21 protein-coding genes are annotated in these 16,091 nt (G+C 63.6%); 10 read left to right on the plus strand and 11 right to left on the minus strand.

Annotated features, from left to right (window positions below; all coding sequences use genetic code 11):
* Window positions 1–213: 213 nt before the first annotated feature.
* Both MOV80_RS16630 and MOV80_RS16635 read right to left on the minus strand, forming a co-directional pair.
* Window positions 214–1,335 (minus strand): P1 family peptidase, encoded by a 1,122-nt coding sequence (locus MOV80_RS16630; protein ID WP_039753704.1) that lies wholly within the window; start codon window positions 1,333–1,335, stop codon window positions 214–216.
* A gap of 2 nt (window positions 1,336–1,337) precedes the next feature.
* A complete protein-coding gene (locus MOV80_RS16635; protein WP_019100365.1) occupies window positions 1,338–2,708 on the minus strand; it encodes an APC family permease in 1,371 nt (456 codons plus the stop codon).
* Window positions 2,709–2,822: 114 nt separating this feature from the next.
* On the opposite strand from MOV80_RS16635, the gene MOV80_RS16640 reads away from it, so the two are divergent.
* Complete coding sequence (locus MOV80_RS16640) at window positions 2,823–3,614, plus strand: helix-turn-helix transcriptional regulator (protein ID WP_043593546.1); 792 nt, start codon at window positions 2,823–2,825, stop codon at window positions 3,612–3,614.
* Window positions 3,615–3,621: 7 nt separating this feature from the next.
* Here MOV80_RS16640 and MOV80_RS16645 read toward each other — a convergent pair whose 3' ends face one another.
* From MOV80_RS16645 to MOV80_RS16665, 5 genes are all read right to left on the minus strand, one after another.
* On the minus strand, window positions 3,622–4,395 hold the full coding sequence (locus tag MOV80_RS16645) for a transporter substrate-binding domain-containing protein (protein ID WP_275975358.1): 774 nt from the start codon (window positions 4,393–4,395) through the stop codon (window positions 3,622–3,624).
* Between the two features lie 91 nt (window positions 4,396–4,486).
* On the minus strand, window positions 4,487–5,164 hold the full coding sequence (locus MOV80_RS16650) for a hypothetical protein (RefSeq protein ID WP_043593544.1): 678 nt from the start codon (window positions 5,162–5,164) through the stop codon (window positions 4,487–4,489).
* An 86-nt stretch (window positions 5,165–5,250) separates the two neighbouring features.
* Complete coding sequence (locus tag MOV80_RS16655; protein WP_157221990.1) at window positions 5,251–6,057, minus strand: hypothetical protein; 807 nt, start codon at window positions 6,055–6,057, stop codon at window positions 5,251–5,253.
* Window positions 6,058–6,121: 64 nt separating this feature from the next.
* The gene (locus MOV80_RS16660) at window positions 6,122–6,643 is read right to left on the minus strand and encodes a cupin domain-containing protein (RefSeq protein WP_249605325.1); all 522 of its coding nucleotides are present in this window, start codon (window positions 6,641–6,643) and stop codon (window positions 6,122–6,124) included.
* Window positions 6,644–6,714: 71 nt separating this feature from the next.
* Window positions 6,715–7,467: a copper homeostasis protein CutC gene (locus tag MOV80_RS16665; protein ID WP_039753707.1), complete on the minus strand. Its 753-nt coding sequence runs from the start codon at window positions 7,465–7,467 to the stop codon at window positions 6,715–6,717.
* A gap of 97 nt (window positions 7,468–7,564) precedes the next feature.
* Between MOV80_RS16665 and MOV80_RS16670 the strand changes: the two genes are divergently transcribed.
* On the plus strand, window positions 7,565–8,050 hold the full coding sequence (locus tag MOV80_RS16670; RefSeq protein WP_019100372.1) for a MaoC family dehydratase: 486 nt from the start codon (window positions 7,565–7,567) through the stop codon (window positions 8,048–8,050).
* A gap of 15 nt (window positions 8,051–8,065) precedes the next feature.
* Here the strand turns inward: MOV80_RS16670 and MOV80_RS16675 are convergent, their stop codons facing one another.
* Both MOV80_RS16675 and MOV80_RS16680 read right to left on the minus strand, forming a co-directional pair.
* Window positions 8,066–9,016 (minus strand): GMP reductase, encoded by a 951-nt coding sequence (locus MOV80_RS16675; RefSeq protein WP_191186613.1) that lies wholly within the window; start codon window positions 9,014–9,016, stop codon window positions 8,066–8,068.
* A gap of 188 nt (window positions 9,017–9,204) precedes the next feature.
* The gene (locus MOV80_RS16680; protein WP_019100374.1) at window positions 9,205–9,852 is read right to left on the minus strand and encodes a ParA family protein; all 648 of its coding nucleotides are present in this window, start codon (window positions 9,850–9,852) and stop codon (window positions 9,205–9,207) included.
* A gap of 103 nt (window positions 9,853–9,955) precedes the next feature.
* Between MOV80_RS16680 and MOV80_RS16685 the strand changes: the two genes are divergently transcribed.
* Window positions 9,956–10,618, plus strand: coding sequence for an HAD family phosphatase (locus MOV80_RS16685; RefSeq protein WP_019100375.1), 663 nt, complete (start codon window positions 9,956–9,958; stop codon window positions 10,616–10,618).
* 79 nt (window positions 10,619–10,697) lie between these two features.
* On the opposite strand, the gene MOV80_RS16690 is transcribed toward MOV80_RS16685, so the two are convergent.
* Both MOV80_RS16690 and MOV80_RS16695 read right to left on the minus strand, forming a co-directional pair.
* Window positions 10,698–11,627, minus strand: coding sequence for an exopolyphosphatase (locus MOV80_RS16690; RefSeq protein ID WP_019100376.1), 930 nt, complete (start codon window positions 11,625–11,627; stop codon window positions 10,698–10,700).
* A gap of 58 nt (window positions 11,628–11,685) precedes the next feature.
* Window positions 11,686–12,273 carry a YigZ family protein gene (locus MOV80_RS16695; RefSeq protein WP_107732231.1) on the minus strand — a complete coding sequence of 196 codons (588 nt, stop codon included), beginning with the start codon at window positions 12,271–12,273 and terminating at the stop codon, window positions 11,686–11,688.
* 117 nt (window positions 12,274–12,390) lie between these two features.
* On the opposite strand from MOV80_RS16695, the gene MOV80_RS23470 reads away from it, so the two are divergent.
* The 7 genes from MOV80_RS23470 to MOV80_RS16725 all read left to right on the plus strand — a co-directional run bounded on the left by MOV80_RS23470 (window position 12,391) and on the right by MOV80_RS16725 (window position 16,087).
* On the plus strand, window positions 12,391–12,519 hold the full coding sequence (locus tag MOV80_RS23470) for a hypothetical protein (protein ID WP_019100378.1): 129 nt from the start codon (window positions 12,391–12,393) through the stop codon (window positions 12,517–12,519).
* Window positions 12,520–12,670: 151 nt separating this feature from the next.
* Window positions 12,671–13,105, plus strand: a complete 435-nt coding sequence (locus MOV80_RS16700) for an NfeD family protein (protein WP_043641722.1) — start codon at window positions 12,671–12,673, stop codon at window positions 13,103–13,105.
* A 5-nt stretch (window positions 13,106–13,110) separates the two neighbouring features.
* Window positions 13,111–14,055, plus strand: coding sequence for a stomatin-like protein (locus MOV80_RS16705; RefSeq protein ID WP_043593526.1), 945 nt, complete (start codon window positions 13,111–13,113; stop codon window positions 14,053–14,055).
* A gap of 119 nt (window positions 14,056–14,174) precedes the next feature.
* Entirely contained in the window at window positions 14,175–14,708 is a 534-nt protein-coding gene (locus tag MOV80_RS16710; protein ID WP_043593525.1) for a septation protein A, read from the plus strand.
* A complete protein-coding gene (locus MOV80_RS16715) occupies window positions 14,708–15,010 on the plus strand; it encodes a YciI family protein (RefSeq protein ID WP_081574049.1) in 303 nt (100 codons plus the stop codon). The genes MOV80_RS16710 and MOV80_RS16715 overlap by 1 nt, the downstream gene beginning before the upstream one ends.
* Window positions 15,007–15,273 carry a BolA family protein gene (locus tag MOV80_RS16720; protein ID WP_019100383.1) on the plus strand — a complete coding sequence of 89 codons (267 nt, stop codon included), beginning with the start codon at window positions 15,007–15,009 and terminating at the stop codon, window positions 15,271–15,273. Before MOV80_RS16715 ends, MOV80_RS16720 begins: the two co-directional genes overlap by 4 nt.
* Window positions 15,274–15,298: 25 nt before the next feature.
* Window positions 15,299–16,087: a peptidylprolyl isomerase gene (locus MOV80_RS16725; RefSeq protein ID WP_019100384.1), complete on the plus strand. Its 789-nt coding sequence runs from the start codon at window positions 15,299–15,301 to the stop codon at window positions 16,085–16,087.
* Window positions 16,088–16,091: the final 4 nt, after the last annotated feature.

Consider the following 16,091-nt stretch of genomic DNA (forward strand, 5'->3'; position numbering starts at 1 on the left):
CCCGCCTCCTGCACGTCGATTCGCCGCCGGGGCGGCCACACAATGATAATAGCATCACATAGCGCGAACCCAACGTCGGAGCCGGGCGGACCTGCGGCTTAGAGCCGCTAACAAAACCTCGCAGAGAACCTGAGCCAAGGCGCGCCGACGCAGGCAGTACAAGTAGTACGACAAGGAGGCGCAACGCAGGATCAGGGGTTTGGTTAGCGGGTCTTAACGCGGACGCCAGCCGCTTTCCCTCAGCGCGCTCAGCAAGCGCTCGGCCTTAAGTCCATGCGCCGCGTGACCGTGGTTGCCCGTCAGCTCTCCCGCCGCCAGCAAGGCGTTGACGATGGCCTCTTCCACCGCTTCCGCCGCCGCCTCGAACAAGGGCGACAGATGGTCCGCGTTCACCATTTCCACCGCGCAGGTCAACGCGCCCTTGCCGGCGTAATCGGTCATCGGCAAGCCCTGATTGCCCGTGGCAAAGGCCACGAAGATGTCGCCGCTGGAGTCCTCGGTGCCGCCGCCGGTTCGGGCGATGCCGATGCCGGCGCGCTGCGCCAGCCGCCTGCATTGATCCGGCAACAAGGGCGCGTCGGTGGCCAGCACCGCCACGATGGAGCCCATGCCGGGCTGCGGCAGCCGCCCGGTCTCAAACGGAGAGGGAATCTCCGCGCAACTCAGGCGGCGGCCCACCGGATAGCCCTCCACCAGCAAGGAGCCGCGCTTGCCGTGGTTGGCCTGCACCAGCGCGCCCACGGTCCAGCCGCCCGCCTCCGCCGGCAGCCGCCGCGAAGCAGTGCCGATGCCGCCCTTGAACTCGTGGCAGATCATGCCGCTGCCGCCGCCCACGCTGCCCTCGGCAGGCAAGCCGCCGCTGGCCGCCTTTTGCGCGGCGCGCGCGTGCTCCGCCGTCACGTGGAAGCCGTTGATGTCGTTGAGCAGGCCGTCAAAGGTTTCCAGCACCACCGGCATGGTCCAATACAGCTGAGGCTCTCCGGCCACCGCCTCGCGCTCGCTGGCGATCAAGGCGTCTCGCACCACGCCCACGCTGTGGGTATTGGTCAGCGCGATCGGCGTGCTCAGCACGCCGGCCTCGCGCAGCCACTCCAGCCCGGTGGCGTCGCCGTTGCCGTTCAAGACATGCACGCCGGCAAAGCACGGCCTGCGCCGCGCCAAACCCGGCCGCGGCTCAATCACCGTGACCCCCGTGCGTGCGCGGCGGCCGTCGTCGAAATCCGCCCAGGCGGCGGCATGCCCCACCCGCACGCCGGGCACGTCCGTAATCGCGTTCAAGGGGCCGGGCTCGCCCTGGCCGATGCGAATGCCCAATGCCCTGGCTCGTTTCAACATAATCACCTCTCTTTCTGTTCTTCAACGATCAATACCGCGACGGGCTGCTTACGGCCCGCCAGCAAGAGCCCGGTCAGCGCGATGCCGCCGATAATCCACCAGTCGCGCGCCGGCGCGTCCCGCAGCACCGCCCACAACAGGGCCAGGCTGCCAACCACAGCCAGCAAGGGCGGCCACGGCCAGCCCGGCATGCGGTAAGGGTGAGGGTGCAGGCCCAGGCGGCTGCGCAAGGCCGCCAGCGCCAGCAATAAGTAGTTCAGCATCAGGATGATTACGGTGAAGGAAGCCAGATCGCCCAAGCTGGAATGAAAGGTCAACAAGGCGGACGGGATGGCCAATGCCAGCGTGGCCACCCAGGGCGTGCCAAAGCGCGGATGGATGCGCTGCAGCGCCCGGCTCGCCGGCGCCGGCCACAAGCCGTCCCTGCCGCTGGAGTACAAAAAGCGGCCGCTTTGCACCACGATGGCGATGATGGCGTTGAACACCGATAAAAAGATGCCGCCGCTGATCACCCGCGCCAGCGTCGGACTGCTCAAATGACTCAGCACGTAGTTGATCGGGTCAGCCTGCCGGCTCATCTCAGCCAGCGACGGCGCGCCCAGGATCAAGGCGGTCACCGGTATCAACTCCACCAATACCACGATGGACAGCGCAGCCAGCACCGCCCGCGCCACCGGCCGGCCGCTTTCTCGCATGTCCTCGGCAAAGTACACCGCCCCGCCAAAACCGTTGTAAGCGAACACGGCCGTCCCCACCATGGCGAAGATCGTCGCGGCGGAGACCGCGCTCAGGCCGCCGTCGGCCGCCGCCTTTACCGGCTGCCACAGCACCGTCGCCGGCTGCTGCGCTTCGCTGAAACCCAGCCAGGCGATCAAGGCCAAGGCGGCCAGCTCCAGCAGCAGGAAGGAGCCGGTCAGCCAGGCGTTCAGCTTGATGTCCAGCACCGCGATGCCGAAACACAGCACGATCATGGCCAGCGCCACTTCGGCGCCGTCCAGCCGGGTGCCCAGCGCGGAGTTCAGATAGGGCGCGGCGCCGGTGGCCAGCACCGCGGGGATGAACAACAACAGGCATAAAATCAGCAGATACATTTGCAGGCTGAGCGCGCGGCCGAACACCCGCTCGATGATCACGTATTCTCCGCCGGCGTTGGGGTGGGCCGCGCCCAGCTCGGCGTAGCAAAGCGCGAACGCGACGGCCAGCGCCGCCGCCAGCGCGAAGGCCAAAAAAGCTCCGCTGCCGGCGCCTTGCAGCGCAAACGGTGCAATCACGAAAATGGAACTGGCCGGCGTCACGCCGGATACGGTAATCAACACGACATCCGTCACACTCAACGAGCGGCGCAATCCCGGACTGCTTGCTTCTTGGCTCATGCTGTTCTCCTCTTGTCGCTATGGTCTTGTAGTCAGACTTGCGGAAGACAGTGTATTTTGACGCGAGAAGGTGCCCAATCACCGTGATGGGTTACCCCAAGCGGGGATTGCCGGATGGAAGCTTTGTTGAAGGAACTGCCGCTGCACCATCATCTGGCTCAGCTGATGGCGCAAATCGGCCTGCCCGGGTTTTGGCGTCAGATGGTTTTGCTGTTGCGCGGCGGCGTGCCGCTGGACAATGCGCTGGCCGCTTGTTACCACTCGGATGCGCCGCCACGGATTCTGGAAGAGTGCGATTTTCAGCACCAGGCCGCGGCGTCGCCGATGGCGCTTTACTGCCAGGGGCTATACCTGCTGGACCCCTTCTATCAATACACGCAGCGCCCTTTTGTCGACGGCATCCACCACTTGCCCGACATCGCGCCGGACCACTTCCGTCAAAGCGAATATTTTCAACGTTACATGAGCGGCGAAGTCGGCGTGGACGAGGTTCAGGTGCTGTTGCGCGTCGATGCGGGACAGGTCTTGTCATTGTCGCTGGGCAAGGCCAGCGAGTTCGAGCCAGCCGACATCGGCAAGCTGCGCGTGATGCAGCCCTGGCTGCTGTCCGCGATGCGGCGTCACTGGCAGTTATGCTCCGCGCCCACCCCGCCTGCTGCCCGCCTGTCCGACCAGTTGACTCAAACGCTGAGTCATTTTGGCCACGGCAAGCTGTCAGAGCGCGAAGCCGAGGTGGCGCGGCTGACGCTGTGCGGCCTGTCCAGCAAGGCCATCGCCCAGCAATTGGCCATTTCGCCGGAAACGGTCAAGGTGCACCGCCGCAATCTGTATCTGAAGCTCGGCGTGGCCAGCCACGCCGAGCTGTTCAATTGCTATATCGAGCAACTGCGAGGCAGCGAAGCCTAGGCTAGATTTATTTCCCCAGCCACTTCGCCGACAGGCCGGCGAATTCGCCGTTTTGCAGGCTCTGGCTCAGCCATTGGTCCACCCAGGCTTTCCAGCGCCAGTCGTTGGGCAGCAGATAGGCTTTTTGCGAAAAGTCGAACGGCTTGTCCGGGTGCACCGCGCACAGCTCCGGGTGCAGCTTTTGCTGGTAACGGGTTTCCACCGCATCGGTCACCATCAGATCCGCCTTGCCGTCTATGATCTGCCGGAAAATGGTGACGTTGTCCGGATGCACGGTCAGCGTGGCCGCCGGCAGGCGGGCGCGAGCGAACTTTTCATTGGTGCCGCCCGGGTTGACGATCAGTTTGACCTGGGGCTGGTTGATCTGGGCGATGGTCTGGAAGCGCTGCGCGTTTTCGCAGCGGGTGATCGGCGTTTTGCCGTCGTTCAGATAAGGCAGCGAGTACAGCGCCCGCTTCTGCCGCTCCAGATTGATCGACACCCCGCTCATCGCGATGTCGAACTTGCCGGCAGCGTGGTCACGCATCAGCGTCGGCCAGCTGGTGGCCACCAGTTCCAGCTTGACGCCCAGCGCCCGCGCCAGGCTCTGGGCCATTTCGATATCCAGGCCGCGGTAGTCGCCTCCGGAATCGCGTTCGCTGAACGGGCGGTAGTCGCCGGTGGTGCCCACCCGCACGCTGCCGCGTTGCAGGATGTCGTCCAAGCGGTCCGCCAGCACCGGCTGGCCCGCCATCAGGCTGCCCACCAACAGGCAGCCCAGCATTTGTTTTTGCTTCATCATGGTCGTTTTTTCTTGTGATGTTTACTCGGCGGGCGCTGCCAGCACCCGGCTCGAGCTATCTGCTGACCCGCAGCAGATCATGAACAGATTCTCAATAAGCCAGAGGGAAGGCGAAGACTTCGCGCTGATAGGTTTCCACCACCACGCTGAACGGCGCGTTGTCGCTGCCGCGATACAGCACGGCGCGGTGTTGCAGCACTTGCTGGGCGATATCCAGCCCGGCGGCGGCGGTCTCCGAAGCAGCGGCTTTCATTTCCCAGCCAGCCGGCAACGGCGACCACAGCAGTTTGACCTCCTCAGTCTGCCTGCGGAAATTCAGCGCGGCTACCGCGCGGCCAAACGGCACATCGCTGCTGTCCAGCAGGCGGTTCATTTCCGCGCTCAGCTTGGAGGGCAGATACCAGTTATCGGCCTCGGACAGTACGTGTTCGCCGCAGGCCAATTGCACGCGGCGGTAGGCGATGCGTTCGCCAGGCCGCGCCTGCAACTGGGCGCGCACTTCCGCGCTGGCGTCCTTGTGGTCCGCCGGATTGCGCAAGGCGCGAATCTGGGCCGGCGACGCCATCCGGTGATCGGCGCACCACTGCTGCAAAGTGCGGGTGGCGCTGCTATTGCTCAGCAAGGTGGCGTTCAAGGTTTGCAACAGAGCCAGCGCCTTGACGCGGGTATCGCGGCCGTCCTGCCAGCCGGGATAGGACCAGGCCTCCGCCAAGACCGGTCCGGCGGTCAGCCACAAACAGCCTGCGGCCAGAAGCGTTTTTTTATGCATTGGGATTCCCAAGTCAATCATGGAGCGGAAAATAATAAAGCAAAAACTTTAAGTTTGATAGCAAGCGGTCGCTGAGCATTCTGTCTTCATTTGCGCGCAGCCCCGCCTGCTTCCCGGTGCGCTCCCGCCACCCGCAACTGGGCGAGAAAAGCCGGCGCTTCCCGTTGCCGTTCCAGTTCCGCCCAGATTCTGCCCGGCAGGCCCGGCTCGCGGTACGCCAATTGGCGAGACAGTATCAAAAAATAAGGTTTCTCTTCCAAAGGCAGCCGGCAGCGCTCTATCGCCTCCGCCAGCTCGGGATGGTCGTGCAGAATCTGCTCCGCGCGCGGCGTTTGCAGCGCCGCGCCGCTTAAGCGCCGCAAGCGCAACATTTGCAAGATGGCCAGCGGATCGCGGTTGCTGTCGTCTATCGCCACCTGCTGCTTGCGCAGGAAAACACCGATGGAAAAATCGGTCTGCATGCCTATCGGCGCCATGCCGCTGGACAGGCGCGCGCCGTCCCAGTCCACCGTGGTGCCCTTGAGCCGGTACAGGGAGTAAGTGGCGCTATGCAGACGCTGGCTGGCGTCCGGCGCGCCGTCCGACAACATGGGGTATACCCCCCATTGCAAGCGCTCCGGCACAAAGCTGGCGGCGAAGGCGCCGTCCATCTTGCCTTGGCGCAGCATATTGATGCAGCGCCGCCACGGCATTGGATGCAGGGACAGCTCCCGTTTCAACCCGCCCTGCAGGTGTTTGATCAGTTGAATGTCCAGCCCGCCGCCGCGGCCGTCCAGCCAGGGATAAGAGGCCTGGTCCTCGTAGCAGAGCAGCAAGGGCTCCGCCGCCGCCGCGCTCAGCGGCCAGGCCAGCGCCAACACCGCTCCCGCAAGACTTAATCCCCGCCTCTTCATTGCCTTGTCCATTAATGAGCGATGGTTCCTTTATCGCTCATGCCGCCGCCGCATGCCAAACCGCCTATTTCCGGGGCAGGGCCTGCTGGCGCTCCAGCAAGTCGAAGATGCCGGGGCGCGCCGGCTCCCCGTCGTAATACGGCGCGCTCTCCAGCCGCCCCACCTGCTTCAGATGGCGGACCAGCACCTTACCGCTGTCCGGATAGACGCAGACCTCGTGCGGGTCGTTGACACCGATGCCGAGGTAGACCAGGTCTTGATCGAAAGGATTAGCGATCTGATGCGCGACGCCGGTGCCCGCAGGGCAGGAAATACAGTCTCCCTGACCGATTTCCTGCAGGCTATCGCCCAGGCGCAGCACTCCGCGCCCGGACAACACATAGAAGATTTCATCCTCGCGGGCATGGGAGTGAAAGGGACAGCCCGCGCGCCCCGGCGGCAGACGGGTCAAATTGGCGCCCAGCCGGCCGGGCAAGGCGTCCAGCGCCGGCGTCAACGGCTGATAGCTGCCGCCCCACCCTTCCCCTTCCCGATAGTCCACGGCTTCCACCTGATCGATATTGACCACATGCGACGGCTTGCTCATTCTGCGCTCCTCATGACCCGCGGCCGGAAAATGCCAGAATCATCCTGCAAATCCGTTCCGCCAGACAAGCGTCAATCCAATCCGCGCAGCAAATCCGTCATGGCTCGCACGGTTTCGACACAGGTTTCCATTCTGTCATACTCGTCCATACCCGCCGCCCCCATGCTCACCCCGGCTTGGCGATGGCGCATCGCGCTGCTCACCCTGGCCCGAGCGGAGGCGTGGAATTCACGGCAGCCGGTGGCCCGCGCCAGCTCGGCCAGATTGTCCGGCCGCACGCCGCCGCCCGGCATCAGAATCAGCCGCGCCCCCGCCTGGCGGCGCAAACGGTTGATCAGGGCCGCGCCTTCCAGCGCGTCCGGCGCCTGGCCGGAGGTCAACACGCGTCGGCAGCCGCTGGCGATGACTTGCTCCAGCGCCTGTTCGGGCTCTCGCGCCATGTCGAAGGCGCGGTGAAAGGTGCAACTCATCGGCCCGGCCAGTTGGACCAGCTCGCGGCTGCGCTCCACGTCCACGTCGCCGTCCGCGGTCAGCAGGCCCAGCACCACGCCGTCCGCCCCCAGCTCGCGGCAGGCCAGCACGTCGCGGCGCATCACTTCGAATTCGTCGTCGGAATACAGAAAATCGCCGCCGCGCGGACGCACGATCACATGCAGGCCGATGTCCAGCCGCTGCCGCGCCAGCGCGATCATGCCCGGCGACGGCGTGACGCCGCCGGTTTCCAGGCTGGCGCACAACTCCACCCTGGCCGCGCCGCCCTGCGCGGCGGCCAGGCAGGACGCCAGCGAGCCGGCGCACACTTCCAACTGTCTATCTTGCGACAAAATATTCCCCTTGCTCGGCTGAATGCCTTGCGGATTTTGACCCGTTTCGCCGGCCGCGTTAAGCTGCGCGCTCGAGATGACGCAAACGTAAGTCGATATGCTCTATTTTGAAGATTTGAAAGCGGGACAATTGTTCCACAGCCCCACCCACGTACTGAGCGAGGAAGAGCTGATCGGCTTCGCACGGCAGTATGATCCGCAGCATTTCCATACCAACCCGCAAAGCGCCGCGGACAGCCTGTTCGGCGGCCTGGCCGCCAGCGGCTGGCAGACCAGCAGCCTGAGCATGCGGCTAGTGACCCAGACCGAGCTTGGGAAGATGGCCAACGGCCTGATCGGCATGCAGATCGACAAGATGCGCTGGCCGCAGCCCACCCGCGCCGGCGACGCCTTGCGAGTCGCCGTGGAGGTGCTGGACAAGCGCCGCTCCAACAGCCAGCCCGGCTTCGGCGTGGTGAAAGTGCGCTGGACCACCCTCAATCAACGCGACGAGGTGGCCATGCAACTGGAGTGCTCGATCTGGGCGCAATGCCGCGCCCAGCCTCAAGAAGACGCGCCCCGTCCGACGACGCAGCACGCCTGAGCCGAGCAGCCCGGATCAGCGGCGAACCTGGATCAGTTCAGCGTTGCGCAAGGCCTGCAAGGTGTTGCCGCCGGCGTAGCTGATCGACGACTGCAGGTCTTCCTTCAGTTCGCGCAACAGCTTGCCGATGCTGCCCTTGTACTCCACCAGGATTTTCTTGCCTTCGACGTTGACGTAGGCGCCCTTGTTGAACTGAGAGGCGCTGCCGAAGTATTCCTTGTAGTGTTTGCCGTTGATCTCGACGATCTCGCCGGCGGATTCGTCGTAACCGGCAAACAGCGAGCCCGCCATGACCATGCTGGCGCCGCAGGCCAGCGCCTTGGCGATATCGCCGTGCTCGACGATGCCGCCATCCGCGATCACCGGCACTTTGACCGCGGCCACGCAGTCCTGCACCGTGGAAATCATCGGACGATGGAAGCCGGTCTTGTTCTTGGTGATGCAGACGCGGCCGCCGGCGATGCCGGCCTTGATCGCATCGCAGCCCCAGCTTTCCAGATCGCGCGCGGCCTCGGCGGTGGCGATGTTGCCGCCGATCAGAAAAGTACCGGGGAAGAGCTGCTTGATGTGCTTGATCATGCGCTCCGCCTTCACGCACCAGGCGTTGGCGATGTCGAGCGTCATGTACTCAGGGGTGAGCCCCGCTTGCTTGAGCGCGTCCAGTTGTTCGTGGGTGTCTTCGTTGACGCCTACGCTGATGGAGGCGAACAGACCTTTTCCCTGCATGGCGCGGGTGAAAGCCACCGCGTCCACATTGAAGCGGTGCATGGTGTAGAACCAGTTCTGAGCGGCGAAGAGCTCACTGGTCTCGGCACTGACCACCGACTTCATATTCGACGCGTAGACCGGCATGTCGAAACGGCGCGGGCCGAACTGCACCGAGGTGTCGCATTCCTTGCGGCTGTCCACTACGGTTTTTTTCGGCACCAGATAAACGTCGCCGTAATTGAGTTCTGTCTTGATCATGCGTGTGCTCCCAAAGCGGAAATAGAGTCAAAAAACGAGGGGCCCCAAATATAAACGGGAGCCCCGACGGCTCCCGTTTACAGTGTCCCCTGCGACGCCTCGTTTGGCTCGCACGCACTTACCGGCACACCTTACGCCGCCGGTTTCTTCACGTCAAGCCATTTTATTTCAGATCAAGACAAAACATTTCACTTGTCGCACCAGCTTTCGTCTTCCTCGCCCAGCCAGTTCAGCAGCGGCTGCCAGGCTTCGCGGTCGCGCTGGGTGCGCGACACAGGCAGGTCGAACAGCGACAACCCGCTGGAAGCCGCCTGCACGTAAAGTTGGGTGTCGCGCAACCAGGTCAACACCGGCACTTCGTGATCCGCCAGAAATTTCTCCAGCTCGCGCGCGGAGCGAGTGCGAGGATCCACCCGCATGCCCACCACCGCCATGAAGGCCTTGTTCTTCCGGATGGCCTTCTCTTCCAGCAGTTGCTCGAAAAAAGCCTCGCTCGCCCACATATCGAACGGCGACGGCTGAATGGGCACCAGGATGCGGCTTACCCGGGACACCAGCGCCGCCAGCTTCTTGCCGTGCAGGCCCGCCGCGCTGTCCAACACCACCACCTCGGTGCCCTTGGGTGGCCGCGCCGCCTCGCCAGCCTTAACCTCCCAGCCCGCGATGGAGGGCAGCGCCGCGTCGCGTTGCGCCAGCCAGCCTAGCGAGGATTGCTGCCGGTCCACATCGCCCAGCATCACGCGTTTGCCGCGCGCGGCGTAATAGCCGGCCAGATTGGTCGCCAAGGTCGATTTGCCGCTGCCGCCCTTGGGGTTGGCCACCAATACCGATTGCACATCCGCCTCCTCTGCCGTTTACGATGGCCCACTATACCAGAGGGGGAGCGCTTGCCGCAGCCGGGCTATAGGGGTAAGGTCGAAGCCCGGAAAAGGAGCCCGCATGCCGCAAAACTATGACGCCATTCTGTTCGACATGGATGGCTTGATGATAGACACCGAAAGAATTTCCATGGAGTCCTGGCGCCGCGCCGCCGACGAGCTGGACATGCCGCTCAGCGATCAACTGCTGCTGGACATGGTGGGCCTGTCCATGCGCCGCTGCACCGAATTCCTCAGCGAGAGACTGGGCAGCCAGGACGGGGCCGTCGCGCTGCAAAACGTGGGCCGCCGCCATTACTGGCAGATGCTGGAGCATGAGGAGATTCCGCTGAAGACCGGCATCGAGGCCTTGCTGGACTGGGTCGACGCGCAAGCGCTGCCGCGCGCGGTGGCCACCTCCACCCAGCGCCAGCTGGCCGACATCAAGCTGGGCCGCACCGGGCTCTCGCGGTATTTCGACACCGTGGTGGCCGGTGACGAAGTGGCCCACACCAAGCCGGCGCCGGACGTCTATCTGGCCGCCGCGCGCAAGCTGGGCGTGGACCCGCTCCGCTGTGTGGTGCTGGAAGACTCGATCTACGGCCTGCACGCCGGCGTCGCCGCCGGCATGCGGGTGATCCTGGTGCCGGACCTGGTTACGCCGCCGGCGGACCAGACCCATCAAGCGCTGGCGGTGTGCAAGGACCTGCATCAGGCCCTGGACGTACTGCGCCAGCTGGCCTGACGTTTAGCGTCCGTCCAAGATCTATGCGCGGACTAGGGCTTGCTCTCAAGATCGTTAATGGTTGCCAGGGGCAGTTTTCTCAGCCGTGGCCGCGGATGCGCGCGATCAACTCATCGCGCACATCCTCGGCTTGGTCGTTGCCCACCTGGCAAGTGCCAGCCGCCTCGTGCCCCCCGCCACCGTACTGCAGCATCAGCGCGCCGACATTGGTGCGCGAAGTGCGGTTGATGATGGACTTGCCCACCGCGAACACCGTGTTCTGACGATTGACGCCCCACAACTGATGGATGGAGATATTGCAGTCTGGGAACAGCGCGTAAATCATGAAGCGGTTGGTCGGGTGAATCACATCTTCATGCAGCAGATTCAACACCACCAGGTTGCCATAAACGCGGGAACAGCGACGGATCTGCTCCTTGGCCAGCGCCTCGTGCTTGGCGTATAACTCCACGCGCTCCTGCACATCCGGCAGGGCCAGGATCTGATCGATGCTGTGATCTCGGCAATACCGGATCAAGTCCAGCATCAGCTGATAATTGCTGATGCGGAACTCCTTGAAGCGCCCCAGACCCGTGCGCGCGTCCATCAGGTAATTGAGCAGCACCCAGCCGGACGGGTGCAGCACTTCCTGCAGCGTGTACTGCGCGGAATCGGCCTTGTCCACCGCCTCCATCATCTCGTCGCTGATATTGGGAAACGCCTGCTTGCCGCCAAAGTGGTTGTACACCACCCGCGCCGCCGAGGGCGCCTTGGGGTCTATCACATAATTGTCCGCGCTGGAGTTGCGCAGGGTTTCGGAAAGATGATGGTCGATGACCAGATGCGCCGCCGCCACGTAAGGCAGGTTGGTGGTAATGTCGTTCTCGGTGATCTCCACCTTGCCGTCCTGCATGTCCTTGGGGTGGGCGAACTTGATCTCGTTGATCAGATTCAGCTCGTTGAGCAGCACCGCGCACACCAGTCCGTCGAAATCGCTGCGCGTCACCAGGCGATATTGCTGTTGCGACATGAGTTCCCTCTCTCCAGCTTGAAGGGCCGGCGCGGCCCCGCCCGCGCCGTACGGCGCCTCAGTCGACCGGCGACACCTCCAGCGCGCCGGCCATCCCGTCCGTCAACGCCGCCAACTGGGCCTCCGCCTCAGCGAGAGGCAAGCTCAGCCTCAAGCTCACCCGTTCGCCGTAACTGGGGGCCGACACCGGCACCCCCAACTCTTGGCATAAATGGCGCAGACGCGCCTCGCCGGCGAAATCCACCGTCGCATCGTAATCTCCGCGCGGCACCACCGCCACCAGGCAGGCCGCATCCATCGCGGCGTTAACAGCTTGAGTGTAGGCTCTGACCAAGCCGCCCGCACCCAATTTTATTCCTCCGAAATACCGCACCACCACCGCCAGCACATCGCAGACGCCCTTGTGCCTAAGCACGTTGTACATTGGCCGCGCAGCAGTGCCGGAAGGTTCGCCGTCGTCGTCCAGCATGGAATCCGCGCCGCATAGCAACACCGCGCAGTAATGACGCGCATCCGGCCATTGGGCGCGGATCTCCGCCAGCCGCGCCTGCGCCTCCTCCCGGCTGCTCACCGCTTGCACAATGCCGATGAAACGGCTCTTCTTGATTTCAACCTCGGCCTGCGCCAACGCTTGCAAATGGAACATTCCGTCCCTCTGGGTGTCTGAAGGGGTGGATTGTACCCCTATCACCGGCAAAGCGCCGGGGCAAGCACTACAATGAAAACGGGAATGCGCCTTGTTCACCCTAAAGGAGCCAAAGCCATGATCATCCTGCTCGTCGTGCTTGCTTCGCTGCTTGCCGTAGTCTGGGTCATGCTGGACAAATTCTGGCTGGATGACGAGGAAGAGGCTCGCCTGTCCCATTATCTGCCGGACAAAGATCATGTCTAAAGAACCGGTTTGATGTCCGCCGCGCTTCGGCAACGCGGCATTGAACCAACTCTTGAGAGCGCGTTCGTTTTTGAGGGGCGCGCTCCCGTTCGCTTGTCATTCCGCGGCGATGGCATGAAAATGAGCGCATTAATTTGACAAGGGCATCGTCTTGCCGCTAACCGCCATCTGGATTGCCAGCGCGCTGATCGCGCTGATCGCCGAGTTCTACTCAGGCACCTTTTACCTGCTGGTCGTCGCCGTCGCCATGTTGTGCGGCGGCGTGTCCGCCTGGCTGGGCGCGCCCGAAGCCAGCCAATACGTGATCGCCAGCATCGCCGGCGTGGCCGGCGTGGCGCTGGTCTACGGCTACAAACGCCGACATCCGCCCCTCCCCGCCCAGCCGCGGGCCGACGACCCGGATCTCGGTCAGCCGGTGCAAATTCTCCACGCCCCCGCCTCCGGCCACGCCCGCGTGCAATACCGCGGCGCAGCCTGGGACGCCGCCCCGGTCGACGGCGCGCCGCTGGAAACCGGCGCCACCGCCTACATCGTCGGCCGCGACGGCAATCTGCTCAAAATCAGTTCAACCCAACCGGAACAATAAGACCCATGGAACTCCTGCCCCTGATCCTGCTCGCCGCTGTCATCGTCTTCGTGTTCAAATCACTGGCCGTGGTGCCGCAGCAGAACGCTTACATCGTCGAGCGCCTCGGCCGCTACCACGGCACACTGGCGCCTGGCCTCAACATCATCGTTCCCTTCATCGACCGCATCGCCTACAAGCACAGCCTGAAGGAAGTGCCGCTGGACGTGCCCAGCCAGGTCTGCATCACCCGCGACAACACTCAGTTGAAAGTGGACGGCATCCTCTACTTTCAGGTAACCGACGCCCAGCGCGCCTCCTACGGCACCAGCAACTTCATCATCGCCATCACCCAGCTGTCGCAAACCACGTTGCGCTCGGTGATCGGCAAGATGGAGCTGGACAAAACCTTTGAGGAACGCGACGAGATCAACCAGACCGTGGTGGCCGCGCTGGACGAAGCCGCCGTCAACTGGGGCGTGAAAGTGCTGCGCTACGAGATCAAGGACCTGGTACCCCCGCAGGACATCCTGCACGCGATGCAGGCGCAAATCACCGCGGAGCGGGAAAAGCGCGCGCGCATCGCCCAGTCCGAAGGCTTGAAGATGGAGCAGATCAACCTGGCCAACGGCTCGCGCGAAGCGGCGATCCAGAAATCCCAAGGCGAGATGCAAGCCACCATCAACAATTCCGAGGGCGACAAACAGGCCGCCATCAACAAAGCGCTGGGCGAAGCCGAAGCGCTGCGCCTAGTGGCGGATGCCACTGCCGACGCGATCAAGCGCGTGGCCAGTTCCATCCACACCGAGGGCGGGCTGGAAGCGGTCAACCTGAAAGTGGCCGAGCAATACGTGGCCGCCTTCGGCAAACTGGCCAAGGAAAACAACACCATCATCCTGCCGGCCAACGTGGCCGACGTAAGCTCGCTAGTGGCCAGCGCGATGAGCGTGGTCAAGCAAACCCAGCGCTGACGCTGCCTTGCAACAGGCTCGCCCTGCGCGCAAACGCCCGGCGAGCCTCCGTTTCGCATTGAACTCTTCAACCCTTGCCCGGCTTGAATATCCGCCGGGCCGCCCCCATAATCGTGCGCATGAAATTCTTCACTGACCTGTTTCCCGTCGTCCTGTTCTTCGCCACTTACTGGCTGAGCCGCGACATGTTCATCGCCACCGGCGTCGCCATCGTCGCCACCACCTTGCTGGTGGGCTGGACTTGGCTGCGCCACCGCAAGGTGGACACCATGCAGTGGGTCAGCCTTGGCCTGATCGTGGTGCTGGGCGGAGCCACCCTGCTGCTGCACGACAAGCACTTCATCATGTGGAAGCCCACCGTGCTGTACTGGGTGATGGGCGCCGGCCTACTGATCAGCGACTTCCTGGGCAAAAACGGCCTGAAGCTGATGATGGGCCAACAGTTGCAGCTCCCCGCGCCGGTATGGCGCAAGCTGACCTGGGCCTGGGTGGGCTTCTTCGCCTTTATGGGCGCGCTCAATCTATTTGTTGCCTATCGCTTCAGCGAAGACGTATGGGTCAATTTCAAACTGTTTGGCGGCCTGGGCCTGATGCTGGCCTTCGTCATCGCCCAAAGCCTGTTCCTCTCCAAATACATTGAGGAAAAGAAATAATGCTTTACGCCATCATCGGCCAAGATCATGAAGACTCGCTGCCGCGCCGGCTGGAAGCCCGCCCGGCCCACCTTGCCCGCTTGCAGGCGTTGCAGGACGCCGGCCGCCTTGTGCTGGCCGGCCCCTGTCCCGCCATTGACAGCGCCTGCCCCGGCCCCGCCGGTTTCAGCGGCAGCCTGATCGTCGCCGAGTTCGAATCACTGGACGCCGCCCAGGTCTGGGCCGACGCGGATCCCTATGTGGCGGCCGGCGTCTACGCCGGCGTCAGTGTCAAACCCTTCCTCAAGGTATTGCCGCAATGAGCGCCACGGTTGAACTCCTCCGTTCCGCCTTGCAAGCCTTAACGCCGGAACACCTGGATATTCAGGACGACAGCGCGCTGCACGCCGGCCACGCCGGCGCGCGCGACGGCGGCGGGCATTACACACTCACCATTGTCAGCGCCCGCTTTCAGGGGCTGAGCCGCGTGCATCGCCACCGGCTGATCTACGAAACGCTGGGCGACTTGATGCAAACCAAGGTGCACGCTCTGGCCATCAGAGCGTTCACGCCTGAAGAAATCTGACTTGATTCCATCCAAGGGGTACCCCATGAAGCTTTCCCGCATCGCCGCCGTCGTGCTGGCCGCCACCATCGCCCTGCCCGCCGCCGCGGAATCCATCGCCGTGGTCAACGGCGTAGCCATCGACAAGAAAGAACTGGACGCCGCAGTCGCCAACATCGTGCAAAGCAGCGGCGGCAAGGCTCAGGACAATCCGGAATTGCGCGAGCAGTTGAAAACCTCGCTGATCACCCGCGAAGTCATCCTGCAGGAAGCGCGCAAGCGCCAGTTGGACAAGCAGCCGCTGTTCACCCAGCGCCTGGATGACATCCGCAATGAAATGCTGCGAGAAGCGCTGTTCGCCGACATCGCCAAACAAGCGCCGGTGAGCGACGCCCAGATCAAGAGCGTCTACGACAAGCTCGCCGCCCAACAGACCGGCAGCAAGGAGATCCACGCGCGCCAGATCACGCTGAAGAGCGAGGCCGACGCGCAGAAAGTGATCGCCGATCTGAAAAAAGGCGCCAAGTTCGACGAACTGGTGAAAACCCGCTCCATCGACCCCAACGCCAAGCAAAGCAACGGCGAAATGGGCTGGGGCAACCTCAACCGCATGGACCCGCCGCTGGCCGCCGCGCTGAAAGACATCCGCAAAGGCCAGACCAGCAGCAAACCGTACCAGTCCCCGCTGGGCTGGCACGTGTTCAAGGTGGAAGACATTCGTGACGCCAAGCTTCCGTCGCTGGATGAGGCCAAGCCGCAAATCGGCCGCCAACTGCAAGAAGAAGCCATCGCCAAGGCAGTGGAAGACCTGCGCGCCAAGGCCAAGATCCAATAAACCA

The sequence above is a fragment of the Chromobacterium sp. IRSSSOUMB001 genome, from assembly GCF_023507765.1.
In the GTDB taxonomy this organism is placed as follows: domain Bacteria; phylum Pseudomonadota; class Gammaproteobacteria; order Burkholderiales; family Chromobacteriaceae; genus Chromobacterium; species Chromobacterium haemolyticum.

Bases quoted from the DNA above. Each gene is read 5' to 3' on its own strand.
- MOV80_RS16630 (WP_039753704.1), bottom strand. From the start codon at position 1,335: ATGTTGAAACGAGCCAGGGCATTGGGCATTCGCATCGGCCAGGGCGAG.
- MOV80_RS16635 (WP_019100365.1), bottom strand. From the start codon at position 2,708: ATGAGCCAAGAAGCAAGCAGTCCGGGATTGCGCCGCTCGTTGAGTGTG.
- MOV80_RS16640 (WP_043593546.1), top strand. From the start codon at position 2,823: ATGGAAGCTTTGTTGAAGGAACTGCCGCTGCACCATCATCTGGCTCAG.
- MOV80_RS16645 (WP_275975358.1), bottom strand. From the start codon at position 4,395: ATGATGAAGCAAAAACAAATGCTGGGCTGCCTGTTGGTGGGCAGCCTG.
- MOV80_RS16650 (WP_043593544.1), bottom strand. From the start codon at position 5,164: ATGCATAAAAAAACGCTTCTGGCCGCAGGCTGTTTGTGGCTGACCGCC.
- MOV80_RS16655 (WP_157221990.1), bottom strand. From the start codon at position 6,057: ATGAAGAGGCGGGGATTAAGTCTTGCGGGAGCGGTGTTGGCGCTGGCC.
- MOV80_RS16660 (WP_249605325.1), bottom strand. From the start codon at position 6,643: ATGAGCAAGCCGTCGCATGTGGTCAATATCGATCAGGTGGAAGCCGTG.
- MOV80_RS16670 (WP_019100372.1), top strand. From the start codon at position 7,565: ATGCTCTATTTTGAAGATTTGAAAGCGGGACAATTGTTCCACAGCCCC.
- MOV80_RS16675 (WP_191186613.1), bottom strand. From the start codon at position 9,016: ATGATCAAGACAGAACTCAATTACGGCGACGTTTATCTGGTGCCGAAA.
- MOV80_RS16685 (WP_019100375.1), top strand. From the start codon at position 9,956: ATGCCGCAAAACTATGACGCCATTCTGTTCGACATGGATGGCTTGATG.
- MOV80_RS16690 (WP_019100376.1), bottom strand. From the start codon at position 11,627: ATGTCGCAACAGCAATATCGCCTGGTGACGCGCAGCGATTTCGACGGA.
- MOV80_RS16695 (WP_107732231.1), bottom strand. From the start codon at position 12,273: ATGTTCCATTTGCAAGCGTTGGCGCAGGCCGAGGTTGAAATCAAGAAG.
- MOV80_RS23470 (WP_019100378.1), top strand. From the start codon at position 12,391: ATGATCATCCTGCTCGTCGTGCTTGCTTCGCTGCTTGCCGTAGTCTGG.
- MOV80_RS16705 (WP_043593526.1), top strand. From the start codon at position 13,111: ATGGAACTCCTGCCCCTGATCCTGCTCGCCGCTGTCATCGTCTTCGTG.
- MOV80_RS16710 (WP_043593525.1), top strand. From the start codon at position 14,175: ATGAAATTCTTCACTGACCTGTTTCCCGTCGTCCTGTTCTTCGCCACT.
- MOV80_RS16715 (WP_081574049.1), top strand. From the start codon at position 14,708: ATGCTTTACGCCATCATCGGCCAAGATCATGAAGACTCGCTGCCGCGC.
- MOV80_RS16720 (WP_019100383.1), top strand. From the start codon at position 15,007: ATGAGCGCCACGGTTGAACTCCTCCGTTCCGCCTTGCAAGCCTTAACG.
- MOV80_RS16725 (WP_019100384.1), top strand. From the start codon at position 15,299: ATGAAGCTTTCCCGCATCGCCGCCGTCGTGCTGGCCGCCACCATCGCC.